The sequence below is a fragment of the Streptomyces globosus genome, assembly GCF_003325375.1.
Lineage (GTDB): Bacteria > Actinomycetota > Actinomycetes > Streptomycetales > Streptomycetaceae > Streptomyces > Streptomyces globosus_A.
On sequence record NZ_CP030862.1, the window covers coordinates 5,549,787 to 5,569,177 of the forward strand.

The window sequence follows — 19,391 nt, forward strand, 5'->3', positions numbered from 1 at the left end:
CCGGGCTCCGGGAGGCCGGCCGCCGAGGGCGCGGGCCGTGCGGGCTCCGCTGCGGGCGGGCCGGTCCCCCGCCCCCGGCACACCGGCCGCGGCGCCGCCCCGTCCGCCGACCAGCCCGCCGTCCCGTCCGCCGTCCAGCCCGCCGCCCCGTCCGCCGCCCCGTCCGCCGTCGAGCCCGCCGCCCCGTCCGCCGCCCCGTCCGCCGTCGAGCCCGCTGCCGGGCCCGGCGGGGCGGCCGTTCGCGGGCCCGGCCCGCGGCGCCCCGCCCGCCCCGGGCCGCTCCGGCGGCTGCGGGCCCCGCTGGCACGGCGGGGCAACGCGCTGCACGCCGGGGCGTGGTGGCTGTGGGCACTCGGCCTGGCCGCAGCGGCCTCCCGGACCACCAACCCGCTCCTCCTCGGCCTGATCGCGGCGGTCGCCGGCTACGTGGTGGCCGCGCGGCGCACCTCCGCGCCGTGGGCCCGCTCGTACGGGGCGTTCCTCAAGCTGGGCCTCTTCGTCATCGGGCTGCGCGTGCTCTTCTCCGCCCTGCTCGGCTCGCCGCTGCCGGGCACGCACGTGCTGTTCACCCTGCCCGAGGTGCCGCTGCCGGACTGGGCACAGGGGGTCCGGCTCGGCGGGCGGGTCACCGCCGAGCAGCTCGTGTTCGCGTTCTACGACGGCGCCAGGCTGGCCGTCCTGCTGGCCTGCGTGGGCGCGGCGAACGCGCTCGCCGGCCCGGCCCGGCTGCTGAAGTCCCTGCCTGCCGCCCTGTACGAGGCCGGGGTGGCGGTCGTCGTCGCCATGACGTTCGCGCCGAACATGGTCGCGGACGTGGCCCGGCTGCGGACGGCCCGCCGGCTGCGCGGCCGCCCGACCGGCGGGGTCCGGGCCGTCCTCCAGATCGGCCTGCCGGTGCTGGAGGGCGCCCTGGAGCGGTCCGTCGCCGTGGCCGCCTCGATGGACGCGCGCGGCTACGGCCGTACCGCCGGAGTCCCGGCCGCCGTCCGCCGTACGACCGCCTGCCTCACGCTCGGCGGCCTGCTCGGGATGTGCGCGGGCACGTACGGGCTGCTGGCCGCGGAGGGCGCCGCGTACGGGGTGCCGGCGCTGCTCGCCGGCCTGGCCCTGGCCGTGGCGGGGCTGCGCCTCGGCGGCCGGCGCAGCGTGCGGACCCGCTACCGGCCCGACCGGTGGGGGGTGCGGGCGTGGCTGGTCGCGGGCTCCGGCGCGGCCGTCGCCGTGCTGCTCGCGTACGCCGCGGGCGCCGACCCGCAGGCGCTGCGGCCGGGCGTCATCCCGCTGGCGGCGCCGGAGTTCCCGCCGGGTCCTGCGGCCGCCGTCCTGATCGGCCTGCTTCCCGCCTTCGTGGCACCCGTACCATCCGAGGAGTCGTCCCCGTGATCCGTTTCGAGCAGGTGTCGGTCACGTACGACGGCGCCTTGCGGCCGGCGCTGGGCGGCGTCGACCTCACCGTTCCCGAGGGGGAGCTGACGCTGCTCGTCGGCCCGTCGGGGGTCGGCAAGTCCACCCTCCTCGGGACCGTATCCGGGCTGGTGCCGCACTTCACGGGCGGCACCCTCCGCGGGCGGGTCACGGTCGCCGGGCGCGACACGCGCACGCACCGGCCGCGGGAGCTCGCCGACGTCGTCGGCACGGTCGGGCAGGACCCGCGGGCCCACTTCGTGACGGACGTGGTGGAGGACGAGCTGGCGTACGGGATGGAGTCGCTGGGCCTGCCGCCGGCCGTGATGCGCCGCCGCGTCGAGGAGACCCTCGACCTGCTGGGCCTGAACGAGCTGCGGGACCGCCCGCTGTCCGCGCTGTCCGGCGGGCAGCAACAGCGGGTCGCGATCGGCTCCGTCCTCACCGCGCACCCGCGGGTGCTGGTACTGGACGAGCCGACCTCCGCGCTGGACCCGGCCGCGGCCGAGGAGGTCCTCGCGGTGCTCCAGCGCCTGGTGCACGACCTCGGCACGACGGTGCTGATGGCGGAGCACCGGCTGGAGCGGGTCGTCCAGTACGCCGACCGCGTGCTGCTCCTGCCCGGCCCGGGCGCGGCCCCGGTGCTGGGGGCGCCTCAGGAGGTGATGGCCGTCTCGCCCGTCCGCCCTCCGGTGGTCTCGCTGGGCCGGCTGGCGGGCTGGTCGCCGCTGCCGCTGTCGGTGCGCGACGCCCGCCGCCTCGCGGACCCGCTGCGCGCCCGGCTTGCCGCGGCGGGGTCCGGGTCGATGCCGGGGCCGGGGTCCGGGCAGGAGCCGGCGGGCCGCGCGGTCGGCCCCGTACCCGTGTCCCTGCCCGCGGCGGCTCCCGCGCCTGCGGCCGCGCCCCGGCCGGGCGGGCTCCTGGCACGGCTGCTCCGCCGCGGCGGTGCGACCGCACCCGCCGCCGCGCCCTCCGCCGCCTCGGACGCCGCGGTGGCGCGGGTGCGCGGCCTGTCGGTGCGGCGGGGCCGTGCCGAGGTGCTGCACGGTGTGGACCTGGAGGTGGCGGGCGGCGAGACGGTGGCGCTGATGGGCCGCAACGGCGCCGGGAAGTCGACGCTGCTCTCCACCCTCGTGGGGACCCTCGCCCCTGCCTCGGGGGAGGTGTCGGTCGGCGGCCTGGCCCCGCACCGCACGGCCCCGGCCGAGATGGTGCGCCGCGTCGGCCTCGTCCCGCAGGATCCGCGCGACCTGCTGTACGCGGACACGGTGGCCGGGGAGTGTGCCGCCGCGGACGCGGACGCCGGCGCGGCCCCCGGGTCCTGCCGGGCCCTGGTGTCGGCGCTGCTGCCCGAGGTGGCCGACGGGACGCATCCGCGGGACCTGTCCGAGGGGCAGCGCCTGGCGCTCGCCCTGGCGCTGGTCCTGACGGGCCGGCCGCGGCTCCTGCTGCTCGACGAGCCGACGCGGGGCCTGGACTATGCGGCGAAGGCCCGCCTGGTGGGCATCCTGCGCGCGCTGGTGGCGGAGGGGCACGGCATCGTCCTTGCGACGCACGACGTGGAGCTTGCGGCGGAGCTCGCCGACCGGGTGGTGGTCCTCGCGGGCGGGGAGGTCGTCGCGGACGGCCCGACCGCCGAGGTGGTGGTGTCGTCGCCGGCGTTCGCCCCGCAGGTCGCGAAGGTGCTGGCGCCGGGCCGCTGGCTGACGGTGGCCGAGGTGGCGCGCGCCCTGGACGGGCCGCCCCTGCCGGCCGGCGCCGATGGGCCGGAGGGTGCGGCGGGTGCCGCGGGGCCGGAGGCGGCGCGGTGAGCCGGCCCGTCCGTATCGGGCCGCGCGCGGCGGCCGCCCTGGTGCTGGTCTCGCTGATCGGTGTGGCCGCGTTCGGCTGGCCGCTGCTGGCCGACGCCGGGTCCGGGCTCGCACACGCGCAGGACGCGCCGTGGCTGTTCGCCGCGCTGCTGCCGCTGCTCGTCGCCGTGGTCGTCGCGACCATCGCCGACCAGGGCCTCGACGCCAAGGCGGTCGCGATGCTGGGGGTCCTCGCCGCGGTGGGGGCCGCGCTGCGGCCGCTGGGAGCGGGGACGGCCGGCCTGGAGCCGATGTTCTTCCTGATGGCGCTGAGCGGGCGCGTCCTCGGCCCCGGCTTCGGGTTCGTGCTGGGCGCGGTGACGATGTTCGCGTCCGCCCTGCTGACCGGCGGGGTCGGGCCGTGGATGCCGTTCCAGATGCTGGCGATGGGCTGGTTCGCGCTGGGCGCGGGGCTGCTGCCGGGGGCGCGGCGGATCCGGGGCCGGGCGGAGCTGGCGATGCTGGCGGCGTACGGGTTCGCGGGCTCGTTCGCGTACGGGACGGTCATGAACCTGCAGGGCTGGGTGCTGCTCCAGGGCATGGGCCAGGGCATCTCCTTCCACCCGGGGGACCCGGTCGGGGCGAACCTCGCGCGGTTCCTGGCGTACTGCGCGGCGACGTCCCTGGGCTGGGACCTGGGGCGGGCCGTCCTGACGGTGGTGCTGACGCTGCTGCTGGGCGGGACGCTGCTGAAGGCGCTGCGGCGGGCGACTCGCAAAGCGGCGTTCGAGGCGCCCGTTTCCTTCGATCCGGGGGCCGGAAGTGGCCCCGACCACACAACAAAAGGGGCATAGGCGGCTACACGGGGTGAGTTCGGGCCCCCTGGAGCGTGAGGCGCCCCATAGGACCCACGTCACATACGACCCCGCCTAGTGGACGGCGGGTGCCCGCCGCCCGGCCGCGGATCGGGCGCCGCGCGGGGGCGGGCGGGGCCGGTCGACCGGGCGGTACGGAGGGGCCTCCTCCGAGGGTCCGTAGTAGCGGTGGGCCTTTGCCAGGGCCGCCGGGGCCTGGCTAACTGGTGATGTCGCCACGGCGGCCCGGGCCCACAGCCCGCCGCCCGATGAGCCCCTCTCCCCCGTGTGAGTGACTCACGCATGCCTTCTGCATGCGGCGGCCGCACCCCGTCCCCTACGGAAGGCTCTCCGTGTCCATCTCCGTCATCCGCCGCATCGCCGCTTCCAAGAAGACCCTCGCGGGTACCGTCGTCGGCCTTGCCGCCGCCGGTTCCATGCTGGCCGCCGTTCCCGCGCAGGCCGCCCCGACGAGCGCCAAGGCGATCGCCCAGCAGATGATCAAGGACCCGGCCCAGTTCGCCGCCTTCGACAAGATCATCTCCCGCGAGAGCGGTTGGGACCACACGGCGACGAACGCGTCCTCCGGCGCGTACGGCCTGGTCCAGGCCCTGCCGGCCTCCAAGATGGCCTCGGCCGGCTCCGACTGGAAGACGAACCCGGCCACCCAGATCAAGTGGGGCCTGGACTACATGAACGAGCGCTACGGCTCCCCGGTCGGCGCCTGGAACTTCTGGCAGGCCAACCACTGGTACTAAGCCGCGGCAGCATGCCCCGGCACGACACCGCACCGCCGCCCCGGCACGACGCCGGCGCGGCGGTGCGGTGCAGTGCGAAGGCCCCGGTGGCCGGCCTCCCCAGGCCGGCCACCGGGGCCTTCGGCTTCCCATCCCAGTGGGCTTCTCGGTGTCACAGCCGCTGGATGATCGTGCCGGTCGCCTGGGCGCCCCCCGCGCACATGGTGATCAGCGCGAACTCCCTGTCGCGGCGTTCCAGCTCGTGCAGCGCGGTGGTGATGAGCCGGGCGCCGGTCGCGCCGACCGGGTGCCCGAGCGCGATGGCCCCGCCGTTGACGTTGACCTTGTCGAGGTCCTGCTCGAAGACCTGCGCCCAGCTGAGGACGACGGAGGCGAACGCCTCGTTCACCTCGACGATGTCGATGTCCTTGAGGGACATGCCGGCCTTGCCGAGCACGGCCCGCGTCGCGTCGACCGGCCCGTCCAGGTGGTAGTGCGGGTCGGCCCCGACGAGCGCCTGCGCGACGATCCGCGCGCGGGGCTTCAGCTTCAGGGCGCGCGCCATCCGGCGGGAGGCCCACATCAGCGCGGCGGCCCCGTCGGAGATCTGCGAGGAGTTCCCGGCGGTGTGGATCGCGGTCGGCATGACGGCCTTGAGCCCGGCCAGCGCATCCATGCCGGTGTCGCGCAGCCCCTCGTCGCGGTGCACCAGCCGCCACATGCCCTGGCCGGCGGCCTGCTCCTCCTCGGTGGTGGGGACCTGCACGGCGAACGTCTCGCGCTTGAACCGCTCCTCGGCCCAGGCGGCAGCGGCGCGCTGCTGGGAGAGCAGGCCGAGCCGGTCGACGTCCTCGCGGGACAGGCCCCTGCGGCGGGCGATGCGCTCGGCGGCCTCGAACTGGTTGGGCAGGTCGACGTTCCACTCGTCGGGGAACGGCTTGCCGGGCCCGTGCTTGGATCCGGCGCCCAGCGGGACCCGGCTCATCGCCTCGACGCCGCAGGCGATCCCGATGTCGATGACGCCGCCGGCGACCATGTTCGCCACCATGTGGTTGGCCTGCTGGGAGCTGCCGCACTGGCAGTCCACGGTCGTCGCCGCGGTCTCGTACGGCAGTCCCATCGCGAGCCACGCCGTGCGGGCGGGGTTCATGGACTGCTCGCCCGCGTGGGTGACGGTGCCGCCGACGATCTGCTCGACGCAGTCGGGCTGGATGCCCGTACGGGCGAGGAGCTCGCGGTAGGTCTCGCCGAGCAGGTACGCGGGGTGCAGGTTGGCGAGGACGCCCCCGCGCCTGCCGATCGGCGTGCGTACGGCTTCGACGATGACGGGTTCCGCGGCCATGGGATCGTCCTCTCCTGCGCAGCGCTGCCGGCACGGCGGGACCGGGCGGGCCGTTCCCGGCGCCCCGCCCGCACCCCGAAATTGGTACGCGTTCTAGTTCTCTCCCCGAAGTCTTATGACCGGCGGGCCCGGCACGCAAGGGTCTTGCATCCGGCCTCCACGGATTCCACACGCAACCGGCCGCGCGGCCCCTTGCCACTTCCGGAGCCCGTCACTACCTTCTGCCCAATTGCTGATGGGCCGTCAGACTTGGAGTGCCGCGATGACCTGTCCCGCGCTGCCCGAAGGCTTCGACGCCACCGACCCCGACCTCCTCCGGGAGCGGGTCCCCCTCCCGGAGTTCGCGCGGCTGCGGCAGACCGCACCGGTGTGGTGGTGCCCCCAGGAGCGCGGCACCACCGGCTTCGACGACGACGGCTACTGGGCCGTGACCCGGCACGCGGACGTCCGGTACGTCTCCACGCACCCCGAGCTGTTCTCGTCGGCCACGAACACCGCGATCATCCGCTTCAACGGCGGCATCGCGCGCGAGCAGATCGACGCCCAGCGGCTGATCATGCTGAACATGGACCCGCCCGAGCACACCCGGGTGCGCCAGATCGTCCAGCGCGGCTTCACGCCGCGGGCCGTCCGCGGCCTGGAGGGCGCCCTGCGCGAGCGGGCGCGCCGCATCGCGGAGCAGGCCCGCGCCACGGCGGCAGCGGCAGCGGGCGGAGACGGGGGCAGCGGGGACGGGGGGTTCGACTTCGTCACCCAGGTGGCCTGCGAACTCCCCCTCCAGGCCATCGCCGAACTGATCGGCGTCCCCCAGGAGGACCGGCTGCGCATCTTCGACTGGTCGAACAAGATGATCGCCTACGACGACCCCGAGTACGCCATCACCGAAGCGGTCGGCGCCGAGGCCGCCATGGAGCTCATCGGCTACGCGATGCACCTGTCCGCCGCCCGCAAGGAGTGCCCCGCCAAGGACATCGTCACACAGCTCGTCGCCGCGGAGGGCCAGGGCAACCTCGGCAGCGACGAGTTCGGCTTCTTCGTCCTCCTCCTCGCCGTCGCCGGCAACGAGACCACCCGCAACGCCATCAGCCACGGCATGCACGCCTTCCTCACCCACCCCGAGCAGTGGGAGCTGTACAAGGCGACGCGGCCCGCGACGGCCGCCGAGGAGATCGTCCGCTGGGCCACCCCCGTCGTCTCCTTCCAGCGCACCGCCACCCGCGACACCGAACTCGGCGGGCAGAAGATCCGGGCCGGCGACCGGGTCGGCCTGTTCTACGCCTCCGCCAACCACGACCCGGAGGTCTTCACCGACCCGGACGCCTTCGACATCACCCGCGATCCGAACCCGCACCTGGGCTTCGGGGGCGGCGGCCCCCACTTCTGCCTCGGCAAGTCCCTGGCCGTGATGGAGATCGACCTCATCTTCAACGCCGTCGCCGACCACCTCCCCGACCTGCGGCTGACCGGCCCGGCGCCGCGCCGGCTGCGGGCCGCCTGGCTCAACGGCATCAAGGAGCTGCGGGTCAGCCACCCCTGACCGCGGGTCCGGGGCGGGGCCGGTCGGGGCCGGGCCGAGCGGCGTACGGAGACGATCTCGACAAGCTGCGGTAACGGCACGCCATCGATGCCATCCCGGCCATTGTGGCGGCGGCGGGACGGGGCCCAGACTGCGCGGATGAACCTCCAGGACAGCGGAACGCATGCCGGCGTGGAGGCCCGCTGGCAGCGCCTGCCGACGACGTGGCGGCTGATGGTCGAGCGCGGCGGCTCCCAGGCCGCCGCGGGCCGGGGCGTCCTCGCCCTCATCGAAGCCGCCGCCGCGCAACCGGAACTGCGCCGGCTGTACCCGTTCACCAGCCACTGCGTCCTCCGCTTCGGCTCCCGCGGCGGCGTCCCGACCGAGGCGGACGCACCCGCCCTGGAACCGACGCGGGACGGCCGCTTCCGCGTCCTGAGCCCCGGCCTGCACCGCGTCATCGGCGAGGCGGACTCCGCGGAGGAGGCGGTGGCCCTGGCCGTCGCCCAACTCCCCCCGCCCTCCGCCTGAACGGCCCGCGCCGCGCCGGGCCCGTACGCGGACGGCGGCCGCGCCAGTCCCCCCGTACGGGCGAGCGCGGACTCACCCGGGTGGCGGACTCCGCACGCCTGACGGACCATGACAGCACGCGGCGATCCACCCGCGGGGGCGCCGGGGCCGACGCGTCCCGGCGCCCCCGCGGCTCCGCGTACGGCGGCCCCCGCACCACAGCACCGCCCGCGGGCGCGCCCCGCTACCTCTCGCAGCGCCCCAGCACGACCACGTACGTCCCCGCGTCGGACGCCCCGGCGCCCCTGCGCTCCGCAGCGCCGCCCCTCGGCGCGATGCCGAACTCGGTGAGCGAGGGATCCCGGATGATCTCGGCGTGGCCGCCGGTGCTCCGGTTCAGCCACCAGTCCACGGCCGCGCGGGGCGTCCCCGCGCCCGCCCACCCGTTGTACGTGATCTCGTAGCCGCCCCACGACCGGCCGCCCCGGCAGTACCCCGCGTCGCGGATCCGGTTCACGATCTGCTCGCCGCCCGTCCCGGCGGCCTGCGGATTGCGGTGCGGATCCCGCTTGTCCTGCGGGTCCTGCGGGTTCGGCCACCACTTCTGGGCGAGAGCCGCCGCCACATGGCGGTTCGCCGCCTCCCGCAGCTCCCCGGAATCCGTCAGCTCCCGCAGCCCGAGCCTCCGGCGCTCGGCGTTGACCAGGCAGTAGACGCCCGCGGTGGCGGGCAGCACCCCGTATCCGAACCGGCCGGGATCGGCGGGCGGGGGCCGGTCGTAGGCGTCGGCGCCCAACCCCTCGCAGTGCTCCCACGGCTGGGCCGCGGCGGTACCGGCCGCGGCGGCCGGCAGCGGCGGAACCGCGAGCGCGGCAGCCGCGGCGGCGGCAAGCAGGGCGGCGGCGCGGGCGCGCCGGATGCACATGCCCATGGCGGTGCCCGTCTCTCCCCGAGTCGGATGTCCGAGCCGCCGGGCGCGGAAACCCCGGCGGCGACCGGCCTGAACCGCCCTCCCCGGGCGCCCGGTTGCCCGTACCACCGCCCCCGGGGCGCGCTCCGGTGCACCACCCCCCATGGTGCGCCCCGGCACCGGCGCCCGCCAATCGGCCCCGGGCGGGCGTCGAACGGGGGCCGGGGCGCCCGCCTACGAGCGGGCGGAGGCCCGTGTTCCGGCCCCGGCGGCCGGCTCGGCCCCGCCACCGCCGGGCGGGGAGCCCTGCGCCGGCAGCCTCACCTGGAGCCACCGCGGCCCGGACAGCACGTGCACCAGCCCGAACCCGGCGCCGACGACCGCCGCGCCGCCGACCGCGTCCAGCACCCAGTGGTTGGCCGTCGCGACGATCGCACACACCGTGATCAGCGGGTGCAGCGCCCCGAGCAGCTTCTGCCAGGCCTTCGGCGCCAGTACGACGACCACGATCCCGCACCACAGCGACCAGCCGAAGTGCAGCGACGGCATCGCCGCGTACTGGTTGGAGATGGCCGTCATCGCGCCGTACTGCGGGTTGGCGAGGTCCTGCGGCCCGTGCACCGTGTCGACGAAGCCCATGCCGGGCATCAGGCGCGGCGGCGCCAGCGGGTACAGCCAGAACCCGGCGAGGGCCAGGACGGTGGCCAGCCCCAGCGAGGCGCGCGCCCACCGGTAGTCGGCGGGCCGCCGCCAGTACAGCACGCCCAGGATCGACAGCGGCACCACGAAGTGGAACGACGTGTAGTAGAAGTTGAAGAACCCCTCCAGCCACGGCGTCGCCACCACCGCCTGGTTGACGGCGTGTTCGATGTCGATGCCGAGCGCCCGCTCGACGGCGTGGATCTGCCCGCCGTTCTCCTCCGCGAGGCTGCGGGAGGCGGGCGCGGCGGCCCGGATGTGCGAGTAGACCGAGTACCCGACCCGTATCAGCAGCAGCTCCAGCAGCAGGTTCGGCCGGGTCAGCACCCGCCGCCACAGCGGCAGGAGCGGGATCCGCGACCAGCGCGCCGCCGCCGGACGCCCGTACTCCGTCGGCACCGGCGTCCGCCAGTACGGGGAGCTGCGCGGCAGGAACGGCACGGCGCAGGCCGCAGCGAGCGCCGCCAGCAGCAGCACGTTGTCCCGTACGGGCGCCAGCGCGGCCAGGTTCGGCAGCAGCACCGAACTCGGCAGTGTCACCGCCAGGACCACCGCGACCGGCCACACCCGCCGGTCCGCGGCCCGCGCCCCGACCCGGCCCGCCACCGCCAGCAGCACCCACAGCAGCTGGTGCCGCCACCCCGTCGGCGCCACGGCGACCGCGACGCACCCGGTGACGGCGGCCGCGAGCAGCACCTGGCCGTCGCGGGCGTACCGCACGCCGCGCCGCAGCCCCGCCCACACGATCGCGGCGGCGAGCACCGCGTACAGCACGAACTCGCCGGGCCCGGACAGGCCGAGCCGCAGCAGCGCCCCGTGCACGGACTGGTTGGCGAGCGAGTCGGGGGCGCCGCCGAGGCCGGTACCGGCCAGGTGGTGCGCCCAGTACGCCCAGGAGTCGCGCGGCAGGGCCGCCCAGGACAGGGCGGTGGCCGCGGCGAACGTCGCGGCGGCCGCACCGGCGGCGGGGCGGCGGCCGGTCCGCCACAGCAGCGGGGCGAACAGCAGCAGGGCCGGCTGGAGGGCCGCGGCGAGCCCGACGAGGAACCCGGCCGGGCGGTCGGACGGCACCCGGAACAGCGCCAGGAGGACGAGCAGCACGGGCAGGGCGGGCAGCACGAGGACCGCGCCCCGGCCGCCCGCGGCGGCCTCGCGGACGGGCAGCGAGACCAGCATCAGGCCGACCAGCACGGGCGCGGCGAGGAGGGCGGTGCGCCGCGGGACGGGGTCGGGCAGGCCGCGCGCGGCGACCAGCCCGACGGCGGCGACGGTCAGCAGCGACGCGCACGTCCACAGGACGCCGAGGGAGGGCGGCGGGGCGAGTCCGAGGAACGGCTTCAGGACCAGTGCGGCGAAAGGCGTGCCGGGAAACCGGTCGGGGTCCTGGAGGGCGTGCGGGATGTACAGGCCGTGTGGGTCGTACGGGGCGTAGAGGGAGCCGGGAGTCCACGGGCCGGACGGGGCGCGCAGCACGGCGGCCGCCTGCCGGAGGGCGAGCACGCCGGCCAGCACCCAGAGGAGGAGGCGCACGGCCGTGAGCCGTGCCTCCGCACCCGCCGCCGAGGCGGCTCCCGAGGGGCCGCCCGCCTGCCCGCCTGCGCTTGTGACTCCGGCATGCCCGTGGGCACCGCTGTGCTCCGCCGCGTTCGCCACGCCTCGCAGGCCTCCCGCCCTCAGATGCGCAACCCCCGGTTCAGCCTGGCTGCCGCGCTGGATTTTCCGGGGACGACGATATCCCCCGCCGGGTCCCTGGGATGGCGGTCATGAGCATCGTGAGGACCAACAAGGGTGTCGAGGCACTCACACAGGCCCTGACCTGCACTTGATCCGTCCAGGCCTGACCAGCATGAGAGCCCCGCCCGGCTGTCATGCTCGCCGTCGCCGGACGGGGCCGTGGCAGGGTCCGTTTCCTCAGGGGGAAGACGGCAGCCGAAGTGCCTCAGCCAGCTGTTCGATCACGTCGGCCCGGATCATCCCCAGGTGCACGAAGGGGTCCCGGTGTGGGTCACGACGGGCCGCACGGCACTCCACGCCGTCTCGGGAACACCGAGGGCCGCCAGGGCGGCGACCAAGGCTTCCCTGGCGTCCGTGGCCCGTGTGTGGGAGTCTCGCCACGTCTGCATGTCCATCACGCGACCACACCCTTGACGAGGCATTCGCCGGTGTGCCGGTAGATCACCTCGGGTGGTCCGGACGAGCGGTCCGCGTGTCCCCGGCGGACAGGCTCAAGAGGCTTGATCAGCTTCTTGCAGGCGGTACAGCGGTGACCGCTCGGCGCGTAAGTCACGTACTCCCACTGGCGCGCATCGGTTGCATTGCTGATCGCCATGTTTCGCCGTCCCCTCGAATCCGCTCGCTGCGTGGATCGTCCCGCCGAGCGAGCGGCACCGCCTAGTTGTTCTGTCCCGGGAGGTTGTGGACGGGTGATGCAGGTCTCGGCCGAGGGATCTTGAACGGGTGAGGGCCTTCCGGGTTCGGTGTGGATTGCGACGTCTACACCGACCAGAAAGGCCCTCGTGGTCCACCGTAATGCACCCCTGACCGAGACCGGACGGCTGCGTCTGGCCCGCTGCGTGGTCGAGGACGGCTGGCCGCTGCGGCGGGCCGCCGAACGCTTCCAGGTCGCGCCCACCACCGCCCAGCGGTGGGCCGCCCGCTACCGGGCCTCCGGCGAGGCGGGCATGGCCGACCGCTCCAGCCGGCCCCGTCACAGCCCCCGCCGGACCCCGACCCGCACCGAGCGCCGGATCATCAAGGTCCGCATCCTGCGACGGTGGGGACCGGCCCGCATCGCCCACCTGCTGGACCTGGTGCCCCCTACCGTCCACCGAGTCCTGACCCGGTTCGGCCTGGCCCGCCTGACACACCTGGACCGCGCGACCGGCCGGAACATCCGCCGCTACGAACGCGAACGCCCTGGCGAACTCGTCCATGTCGACATCAAGAAACTCGGCAACATCCCCGACGGCGGCGGCCACAAGGTCCTCGGCCGCCAGGCCGGCCGCAAGACCCGCAAGAACGCCGGCTACAGCTACATCCACACCGCCGTCGACGACCACTCCCGCCTCGCCTACAGCGAGATCCTCACCGACGAGAAGAAAGAGACCGCCACCGGCTTCTGGACCCGGGCACACGCCTACTTCACCAGCGTCGGGATCACCGTCGAACGGGTCCTGACCGACAACGGCGCCTGCTACAAGTCCCACACCTGGCGCGACACGCTGGCAGCGGCCGGGATCACCCACAAGCGAACCCGGCCCTACCGGCCCCAGACCAACGGCAAAGTCGAACGCCTCAACCGCACCCTGCTCGACGAATGGGCCTACGCCCGCCCCTACCGGTCAGAACAGGAGCGACGCGACGCCTTCCCCGACTGGCTGCACACCTACAATCACCACCGCGGACACACCGCGCTCGCAGGCAAACCACCCGCCAGCCGCGTCCCCAACCTCACAGGGCAATACACCTAGTGAGATCCCTAGGGGCAACCTGAGCCAGCGGGGAAAAGAGCACCGCCCAGTGGCATCCGTAGTGGCACGCTGAGGTCATGGAACTCGGGGAGCTGATCAGGGATCTCCGCAAGGCTCGTGGATGGAGCCAGGGGCGGTTGGCGTCAGCGATCAACGCGGCGCACGGCACGACGCTGGCACGGGAGTACGTGAGCAACTGGGAGCGTTCCAAGATCACGCCCGGTGCGTTCTACCTTGCCGCACTGTCCGCCACGCTCGACGTACCCCCAGCTGTCCTGGAAAGCCAAGTGGACCGACGCGAGTTCCTTACCGACGTTGCCGGAGCGGCCATAGCCCCTGTCGTCGCCTCAGACCTGCTCAGCGCGGGATTCGCCGCCCGGCTGTCCGGGGGGCCGTCAGCGGACGCCTGGGAGGCCAAGCTGACGAGGTACGGAACCGAGTACATGAGCCTGGGCGCTGCCGACATCCAGCGGCGCGTCAGTGCGGAACTGGTCACCGTGCAACAACAGCTCGACAACCCCCGGCTGTGGTCCGTCGCAGCCAGGCTGATGACCTTGTACGCGAAGACGTTCCCGGGGTCGGACGGATCCAAGGCCGTCCATTGGTACCGGATGGCAGCGAAGGCAGCCGACGAATCCGGCGACGACGACGCACGCGTGTGGGTGCGGGGACGGGCCGCCATCGCCCTCGGGTACGAGGGTGCCGCCCTGGGCGTGGCTGACGTGCTGGCCGATCAAGCCATAGCCATCAGCGACAGACCTTCCCTCGGACTCCTGAACGCCATCTTCGGCAAGGCGCACGCGGCAGCGATCCGAGGCGACCACGCCACGGCGCGGAAGCTGCTCACCGATGGCCGGCGCGTCTTCGATCAGGCCGGATCACACGAACAGACCTCGGACTATGCCGTCCCCTGGTGGCGGATCAACGTGTTCGTCTCCCTGCTTGCCGCCAGGCTGGGAGACGAAGCAACGGCCGTCGCAGCGCAGGAAGCGGCGCGGACCGAAATTCCGTCCGCCCTTCCCCGCTTCGCGACGCACCTGGAGATGCACCGAGGACTGATGCTGGCCCGATCCGGCGACGTGTCCGGCGGTACCGCCTACGCACGTACAGCGTTGGACGCCCTGCCGCCGGAAAAGCACTCCCTGACCCTCCGTCTCCTCATGGCAGAAGTCGAACAGTCCCGAGGCCGCGTTGACCAGCTGCGAAACCCATAACCAGGGCGGGCCGCTATCACCTTGCGGTCCCTTGCGACCGAAGTCCGACGCCGCCCCCGACCCCAGGCGGAGCCACTGACAGCAATCCCGCAGGTCACACACTGCCAAGAACGCCGAACGGCCCGCCTCCGGGTTTCCCCAGCAACGGGCCGTGAACGGCACTCAGGCAGGCGCAGGCACCCGCAGGCTCCGGAGACCCAGCCCACCGATTGGCTTGCGACTCAGAGCGTGGAGGCCGTGGGCTCTTCGGGAGGGGCTGAGCACGGGCGCCGAGTTCGCGTCTCATCGATCATGGCGAGACCGGTGGTTCCTGAGCTGGGCCTTGTCAGGAAGGTGAGACGCCCTGCTCCAGGATTCGCAGTGAAGGTGGCAGTTTCCGGACCAGGCCCGACGCTAGTGCTCTGACGGCATGGGTTCACCAGGTTGCGGGTCATGCCGCGTTGGCAAGGGGGTCTCCCGCCCCATCGGATGCCCCGAAACCTTCCCGTGCGAAGGACTACTTCTCGCGCAGGCTCGCAATTTCCGCGGCCAGCACAGCCATGTCGCGCACGTGCGTGTAGTACTCGGCCGCGTACTCGTCGTCGATCGCCGGGAGAACCTTCCCGAACACTGACATCAGCCGTGTCAAGCCTGCCCGGTGCTGCTCGCTGAGCGGGCCTTCACGAACGACGGCTGCATAGCCATAGGAGTCCGCGTCGAGCAACACCATGTCCTGACCCTCGATGTCCAGGCCGCGGCAGCCGGACGGGAACGGCCTGGCCGTGTGCTCAGCCATCACTTGGGCAAGCGCGTCGAGCTTTTCTTCGAGCATGCGGGAGATCCCGCCAGACACGGGCTCGCGGCTGTGGACCGAATGCCCCGGCACACCCCAAACACAGGCGAGCCCCAAACCGGCGAACCTGTGCGGTCAGAGCACTACACCTAGGGGGCAAGACCGGACACATGGCTACCGGCCCGCCGGAGGGTGTCCTTCGTGGCGGAGACATAGGCCGACTTCATGTCGGATTCCTGCTGCGCCAGATCCGCGATGACGGCGGGGATTCCGACACCGACCGGGGTGGACGTGTCAAGGTACGGCTCTTCGACACTGACCAGCCGAACGCCGTGCGATTCCAGCTCCTCGATGGTCCGCATGGCTTCCGGCGCGCCACGGCGCGTGAGGCGGGACAGCGAGAAGACGACCACCGCGTCCACGTGCCCGCCACGTACAGCAGCCATCATCTCCTCGAACCCCGGACGGTGGATGCTGGGGTCCCATCCGGACTTTCCTGCGTCCTCGAAGTGGCCCGCCACATTCGACCCTCGAGCTGATGAGTGACGCGCACCGGTCGCGCTGCGCCACGGGTGGCGCCTGTGAATCGTCCTCACGACGCTTTGACTGACGGATGTAGGAGACTGCTCGCACCTGGTCAATGCCAGTGCAGTGCCCGGCCTGTTCTTCCTGAGAGGTGTCATGTGCCTAGCGTGGTAAAGATCAACGTCCTGACCGTGCCGGCCGAGCAGCGCGAGGTCCTGGAGCAGCGGTTCGCGTCGCGGGCCGGGGCAGTGGAGGGTTCCGACGGATTCGAGTGGTTCGAGCTGCTGCGCCCGGTGGAGGGCACGGACCAGTACCTCGTCTACACGCGCTGGCGTTCGGAGGAGGACTTCCAGGCGTGGATGGAGGGGCCGATGAAGGCCGCGCACCAGGGCGGCGGCGCGGGTGCGGGCGCTGGTGCGGGCGCGGGCGCGGGCGAGCGTCCGAAGCCGGCGGCTTCGGCGTCGACGGTGTGGTCGTTCGAGGTCGTCCAGCAGGCGGGGCCGAAGGGCGGCGCCGGGGCCGGGGCCGCCGCCGACCGGTAGGCGCCGGCCCGGCCCGGGCCCCGGGGGCGGCGCCGGGGCCGGGCGTCACCGCCAGAAGGCGTCCTCCTCGTCGATGTCCTGGGTGCACTCGTCGATGTCGGTGATCTTTCCGCCGACGATGGTGAAGAAGAGCCCCTGCTGCACCTCCAGGCCGCGGTCGCCGCGGTCGCCGTAGAAGGTGTGGACGGCCATCGCGTGGCCGCGCCCGTCCACGAGCACCGAGTGCAGTTCGATCCGTACCGTGCCGCCGGTCTCCTCACCGATCCGGCGGTACAGGTCGAGGACGGCCTCACGGCCCTTGTGGTGGCCGGACAGCGGGTTGCTGCCGGGCACGTGGTGGATGACGTCGGCGGTCATCAGGGCTCCGAGGGCCTGCATGTCGCCCTTGCCGAAGGCTTCGTAGCCGCGGCGGACGAGGGCAGCGTCAGGGTGTTCGGACATGGCGTTCCCGCCCTCCCGTTGATGCGATTAACCCCTTTTCCTATCATTGGTCCGCCTCTGTGGATATTCCACGCGTCGCCCGCCGCCCCTCCTCCACACTGGCGCCATGACCACACACACGACACCCCCGCGCCCGCCCCGATCCCCACGCACACCCTCACTCACGCCCGCACCCGCAAGCCGCCCCGCCCCGGAACCGGCGGCCGCCGCCTCCGGGCGGCGGAGAGACGCCGCGGGACGGCGCTCAGTGGGCGGCGTGATCACGCCGCGGCTCGGCGTCGTAGGGCTCCTCGGCGTCCGATCCGCACAGCTCCGCGTTGATCTCCCGGACGAGTTCGGTCAGGTCGGTGGGCCGGTCCGGCCCCCACCAGTCGCCGAGCAGTTCGGCGAGGGACTCCTCGCGGGCGCGGGAGAGCCGGTTCGCGTGTTCCCGGCCGAGGGCGGTCGGGACCAGTTCCAGCCCTTCCCGTACGGCGAGCCGGCGCTCCTCCAACTGGCGGGCCGCATCCGTGACGACCTTGACCGGGACGGCAGTGCGCTCCGCGAGGATCGCGGGCCCGGTGGACCCGTACCTGGCCATCCGCAACAGCATCCAGCTCGCCGCGGGCAGCAGGTCCAGCCCGGCGCGAGCGGTGATCTTCACGTAGACGTCGCGGCGGCCCTCGCGGGTCCCGAGGACGGTCAGGGCACGGGCGACCTCGTCGCGGGATGAGCGGTGGACGGGGTTGGAGGCGAGCGTCTCGGTGACGTCGGGTGCGGTCACCGAGCCGCGGAGCACGTCCTCCCGGAGGAAGAGGGAGACGAGGAAGGCGAGGAGCACGACGGGCACGGCGTAGAGGAACACGTCCGTGATGGAGGCGGCGTAGGCGTCGAGGGCGCGCGGCTGGAGGTCCGCGGGCAGGGTGGCGATCGCCCGGGGGTCGGCTTCGATCTCCGCGGCCGTTCCCGGCGGCAGCGGCTGGCCGGCCAAGGCGGTGGTGAGTTTGCCGTCGAGCCGGTTGACGAAGACCGTGCCGAAGATCGCCACTCCGAAGGAGGCGCCGATCGATCGGAAGAAGGTGGCTCCGGAGGTGGCGACGCCGAGGTCGGCGTAGCTGACGGCGTTCTGCACGGCCAGGACCAGCACCTGCATGACCAGGCCGAGCCCGAGGCCGAACACGAAGAAGTACAGGCTCATCTCCCAGGCGCCGCTCGTGCGGTGCATCTGGTGCAGGAGGAGCAGCCCGACCGCGGTGACGGCGGTGCCTGCGACGGGGAAGACCTTCCACCGCCCGGTGCGGGAGACGATCTGCCCGGAGCCGGTGGAGGCGATCAGCATGCCGAGCACCATCGGCAGCATGTGGACGCCGGACATGGTCGGGGAGACGCCTTGGACGACCTGCAGGAACGTGGGGAGGTAGACCATCGCGCCGAACATGGCGAAGCCGACGATGAAGCTGATCACCGAGCAGAGGGTGAAGGTGCGGACGCGGAAGAGGCCCAGCGGCAGCACGGGTTCGGCGGCGCCCCGCTCGACGAGCACGAACGCCGCGAGCAGCACAACGCCGAGGATGCCCAGCCCGGTGATCCGGGCCGAACCCCAGCCCCAGGTGCCGCCGAGGGAGGCGATCAGGACGAGGCAGGTCGCGACGCAGGCGATGAGGAAGGTGCCGAGGTAGTCGATGCGGTGCGGCTCGCGGCGCACCGGGATGTGCAGGGCGGCAGCGATGACCGCGAGCGCCACGAGACCGACGGGGAGGTTGATGTAGAACACCCAGCGCCAGGACAGCTGGTCGACGAACAGGCCGCCGAGAAGCGGGCCGAGGACGCTCGTCGCGCCGAACACGGCGCCGAAGAGGCCCTGGTAGCGGCCGCGTTCCCGCGGGGGGACGATGTCGCCGACGATCGCCATGGACAGCACGATCAGACCGCCGCCGCCCAGGCCCTGGAGGGCGCGGAAGCCGATCAGCTGGGGCATGTCCTGGGCGAGCCCGCACAGCGCGGACCCGATCAGGAAGATGACGATGGCCGTCTGGAAGAGCTTCTTGCGCCCGTACTGGTCGCCGAGTTTTCCCCACAGGGGTGTCGCGGCGGTCGCAGCGAGCATGTAGGCGGTGACCACCCACGACAGGTGGTCCATTCCGCCGAGTTCGCTGACAATCGTCGGCAGTGCGGTCGAGACGATCGTCTGGTCGAGTGCGGCGAGCAGCAGGCCCAGCATCAGTGCGCCGATGGGGACGAGCACGTCGCGGGAGGCGCGTTCGGCTGCGGGGCCCTGGCCGCCTGGACCGGTGTGGGGGTCGCGGGAGCCTGACGTCACTTCCTGGGACATCCGTTCCTCCTCGGGCCGATCAACATCTCCATCCTGAGCGGTGTGTCCGGTTATGGCCTCTCGGGAGGTTGGGCGGGCTGCGAAGGGTCTGCATAATCGCAGGCAATGCCCAGGGAGGGAGTCCAGTGAGCGCTGAGCGCTGTCCAGATTGCGACGCTGCGGGCGTCGACTGCGGGTGCGCGCCGGGCACGGGCGGGGGCGGTTTCGAGCCACTGAGGGTCCGCCCGTACGTGACGCTGCCCCACCCGGGCGCCCCCGCGGACCGCGCCCAGCAGCCGCCGCACCCTGCACAGCCGCCGGTGCACGGCGTCACCGCCGACCACGGACGACCGCACACGCCTCCGCCCGGGCCCG

The 19,391-nt window shown here is 73.5% G+C and carries 17 protein-coding genes; 9 read left to right on the forward strand and 8 right to left on the reverse strand.

The window, feature by feature from the left end; all coding sequences use genetic code 11:
• Nucleotides 1-288: 288 nt before the first annotated feature.
• From C0216_RS24625 to C0216_RS24640, 4 genes are all read left to right on the forward strand, one after another.
• Nucleotides 289-1,383: an energy-coupling factor transporter transmembrane protein EcfT gene (locus C0216_RS24625; RefSeq protein ID WP_114058890.1), complete on the forward strand. Its 1,095-nt coding sequence runs from the start codon at nt 289-291 to the stop codon at nt 1,381-1,383.
• A complete protein-coding gene (locus C0216_RS24630) occupies nt 1,380-3,215 on the forward strand; it encodes an ABC transporter ATP-binding protein (RefSeq protein ID WP_114057391.1) in 1,836 nt (611 codons plus the stop codon). Before C0216_RS24625 ends, C0216_RS24630 begins: the two co-directional genes overlap by 4 nt.
• Nucleotides 3,212-4,048, forward strand: coding sequence for an ECF transporter S component (locus C0216_RS24635; RefSeq protein ID WP_114057392.1), 837 nt, complete (start codon nt 3,212-3,214; stop codon nt 4,046-4,048). Before C0216_RS24630 ends, C0216_RS24635 begins: the two co-directional genes overlap by 4 nt.
• Before the next feature lie 353 nt (nt 4,049-4,401).
• Nucleotides 4,402-4,806 (forward strand): transglycosylase SLT domain-containing protein, encoded by a 405-nt coding sequence (locus C0216_RS24640; protein WP_246042676.1) that lies wholly within the window; start codon nt 4,402-4,404, stop codon nt 4,804-4,806.
• Nucleotides 4,807-4,957: 151 nt separating this feature from the next.
• Here the strand turns inward: C0216_RS24640 and C0216_RS24645 are convergent, their stop codons facing one another.
• Nucleotides 4,958-6,127, reverse strand: a complete 1,170-nt coding sequence (locus C0216_RS24645; protein WP_114057394.1) for a steroid 3-ketoacyl-CoA thiolase — start codon at nt 6,125-6,127, stop codon at nt 4,958-4,960.
• 262 nt (nt 6,128-6,389) lie between these two features.
• Between C0216_RS24645 and C0216_RS24650 the strand changes: the two genes are divergently transcribed.
• Complete coding sequence (locus C0216_RS24650) at nt 6,390-7,664, forward strand: cytochrome P450 (RefSeq protein WP_114057395.1); 1,275 nt, start codon at nt 6,390-6,392, stop codon at nt 7,662-7,664.
• A 138-nt stretch (nt 7,665-7,802) separates the two neighbouring features.
• Entirely contained in the window at nt 7,803-8,174 is a 372-nt protein-coding gene (locus tag C0216_RS24655; RefSeq protein WP_114057396.1) for a DUF6193 family natural product biosynthesis protein, read from the forward strand.
• A gap of 223 nt (nt 8,175-8,397) precedes the next feature.
• Here the strand turns inward: C0216_RS24655 and C0216_RS24660 are convergent, their stop codons facing one another.
• The 3 genes from C0216_RS24660 to C0216_RS24675 all read right to left on the reverse strand — a co-directional run bounded on the left by C0216_RS24660 (nt 8,398) and on the right by C0216_RS24675 (nt 12,091).
• Nucleotides 8,398-9,084, reverse strand: a complete 687-nt coding sequence (locus C0216_RS24660) for a CAP domain-containing protein (protein WP_162793290.1) — start codon at nt 9,082-9,084, stop codon at nt 8,398-8,400.
• A 213-nt stretch (nt 9,085-9,297) separates the two neighbouring features.
• Entirely contained in the window at nt 9,298-11,292 is a 1,995-nt protein-coding gene (locus C0216_RS24665) for a bifunctional glycosyltransferase 87/phosphatase PAP2 family protein (RefSeq protein ID WP_246042677.1), read from the reverse strand.
• Nucleotides 11,293-11,890: 598 nt separating this feature from the next.
• On the reverse strand, nt 11,891-12,091 hold the full coding sequence (locus C0216_RS24675) for a hypothetical protein (protein WP_114057399.1): 201 nt from the start codon (nt 12,089-12,091) through the stop codon (nt 11,891-11,893).
• Nucleotides 12,092-12,278: 187 nt separating this feature from the next.
• Between C0216_RS24675 and C0216_RS24680 the strand changes: the two genes are divergently transcribed.
• Nucleotides 12,279-13,232, forward strand: coding sequence for an IS481 family transposase (locus tag C0216_RS24680; RefSeq protein WP_114057400.1), 954 nt, complete (start codon nt 12,279-12,281; stop codon nt 13,230-13,232).
• Between the two features lie 77 nt (nt 13,233-13,309).
• A complete protein-coding gene (locus C0216_RS24685; protein WP_114057401.1) occupies nt 13,310-14,446 on the forward strand; it encodes a helix-turn-helix domain-containing protein in 1,137 nt (378 codons plus the stop codon).
• 496 nt (nt 14,447-14,942) lie between these two features.
• On the opposite strand, the gene C0216_RS24690 is transcribed toward C0216_RS24685, so the two are convergent.
• Nucleotides 14,943-15,257, reverse strand: a complete 315-nt coding sequence (locus tag C0216_RS24690) for a hypothetical protein (protein WP_114057402.1) — start codon at nt 15,255-15,257, stop codon at nt 14,943-14,945.
• A 110-nt stretch (nt 15,258-15,367) separates the two neighbouring features.
• The gene (locus C0216_RS24695; protein WP_114057403.1) at nt 15,368-15,901 is read right to left on the reverse strand and encodes a recombinase family protein; all 534 of its coding nucleotides are present in this window, start codon (nt 15,899-15,901) and stop codon (nt 15,368-15,370) included.
• On the opposite strand from C0216_RS24695, the gene C0216_RS24700 reads away from it, so the two are divergent.
• A complete protein-coding gene (locus C0216_RS24700; RefSeq protein WP_114057404.1) occupies nt 15,902-16,285 on the forward strand; it encodes an antibiotic biosynthesis monooxygenase family protein in 384 nt (127 codons plus the stop codon).
• Nucleotides 16,286-16,330: 45 nt separating this feature from the next.
• Here C0216_RS24700 and C0216_RS24705 read toward each other — a convergent pair whose 3' ends face one another.
• Entirely contained in the window at nt 16,331-16,726 is a 396-nt protein-coding gene (locus C0216_RS24705; RefSeq protein WP_114057405.1) for a nuclear transport factor 2 family protein, read from the reverse strand.
• Between the two features lie 244 nt (nt 16,727-16,970).
• The gene (locus tag C0216_RS24710) at nt 16,971-19,037 is read right to left on the reverse strand and encodes an MFS transporter (protein WP_114057406.1); all 2,067 of its coding nucleotides are present in this window, start codon (nt 19,035-19,037) and stop codon (nt 16,971-16,973) included.
• Nucleotides 19,038-19,391 lie beyond the last annotated feature (354 nt).

Coding starts and splice junctions, on each gene's coding strand:
- C0216_RS24650 (WP_114057395.1), top strand. CDS start 6,390: ATGACCTGTCCCGCGCTGCCCGAAGGCTTCGACGCCACCGACCCCGAC.
- C0216_RS24685 (WP_114057401.1), top strand. CDS start 13,310: ATGGAACTCGGGGAGCTGATCAGGGATCTCCGCAAGGCTCGTGGATGG.
- C0216_RS24660 (WP_162793290.1), bottom strand. CDS start 9,084: ATGGGCATGTGCATCCGGCGCGCCCGCGCCGCCGCCCTGCTTGCCGCC.
- C0216_RS24645 (WP_114057394.1), bottom strand. CDS start 6,127: ATGGCCGCGGAACCCGTCATCGTCGAAGCCGTACGCACGCCGATCGGC.
- C0216_RS24695 (WP_114057403.1), bottom strand. CDS start 15,901: ATGACACCTCTCAGGAAGAACAGGCCGGGCACTGCACTGGCATTGACC.
- C0216_RS24690 (WP_114057402.1), bottom strand. CDS start 15,257: ATGCTCGAAGAAAAGCTCGACGCGCTTGCCCAAGTGATGGCTGAGCAC.
- C0216_RS24655 (WP_114057396.1), top strand. CDS start 7,803: ATGAACCTCCAGGACAGCGGAACGCATGCCGGCGTGGAGGCCCGCTGG.
- C0216_RS24710 (WP_114057406.1), bottom strand. CDS start 19,037: ATGTCCCAGGAAGTGACGTCAGGCTCCCGCGACCCCCACACCGGTCCA.
- C0216_RS24675 (WP_114057399.1), bottom strand. CDS start 12,091: ATGGCGATCAGCAATGCAACCGATGCGCGCCAGTGGGAGTACGTGACT.
- C0216_RS24705 (WP_114057405.1), bottom strand. CDS start 16,726: ATGTCCGAACACCCTGACGCTGCCCTCGTCCGCCGCGGCTACGAAGCC.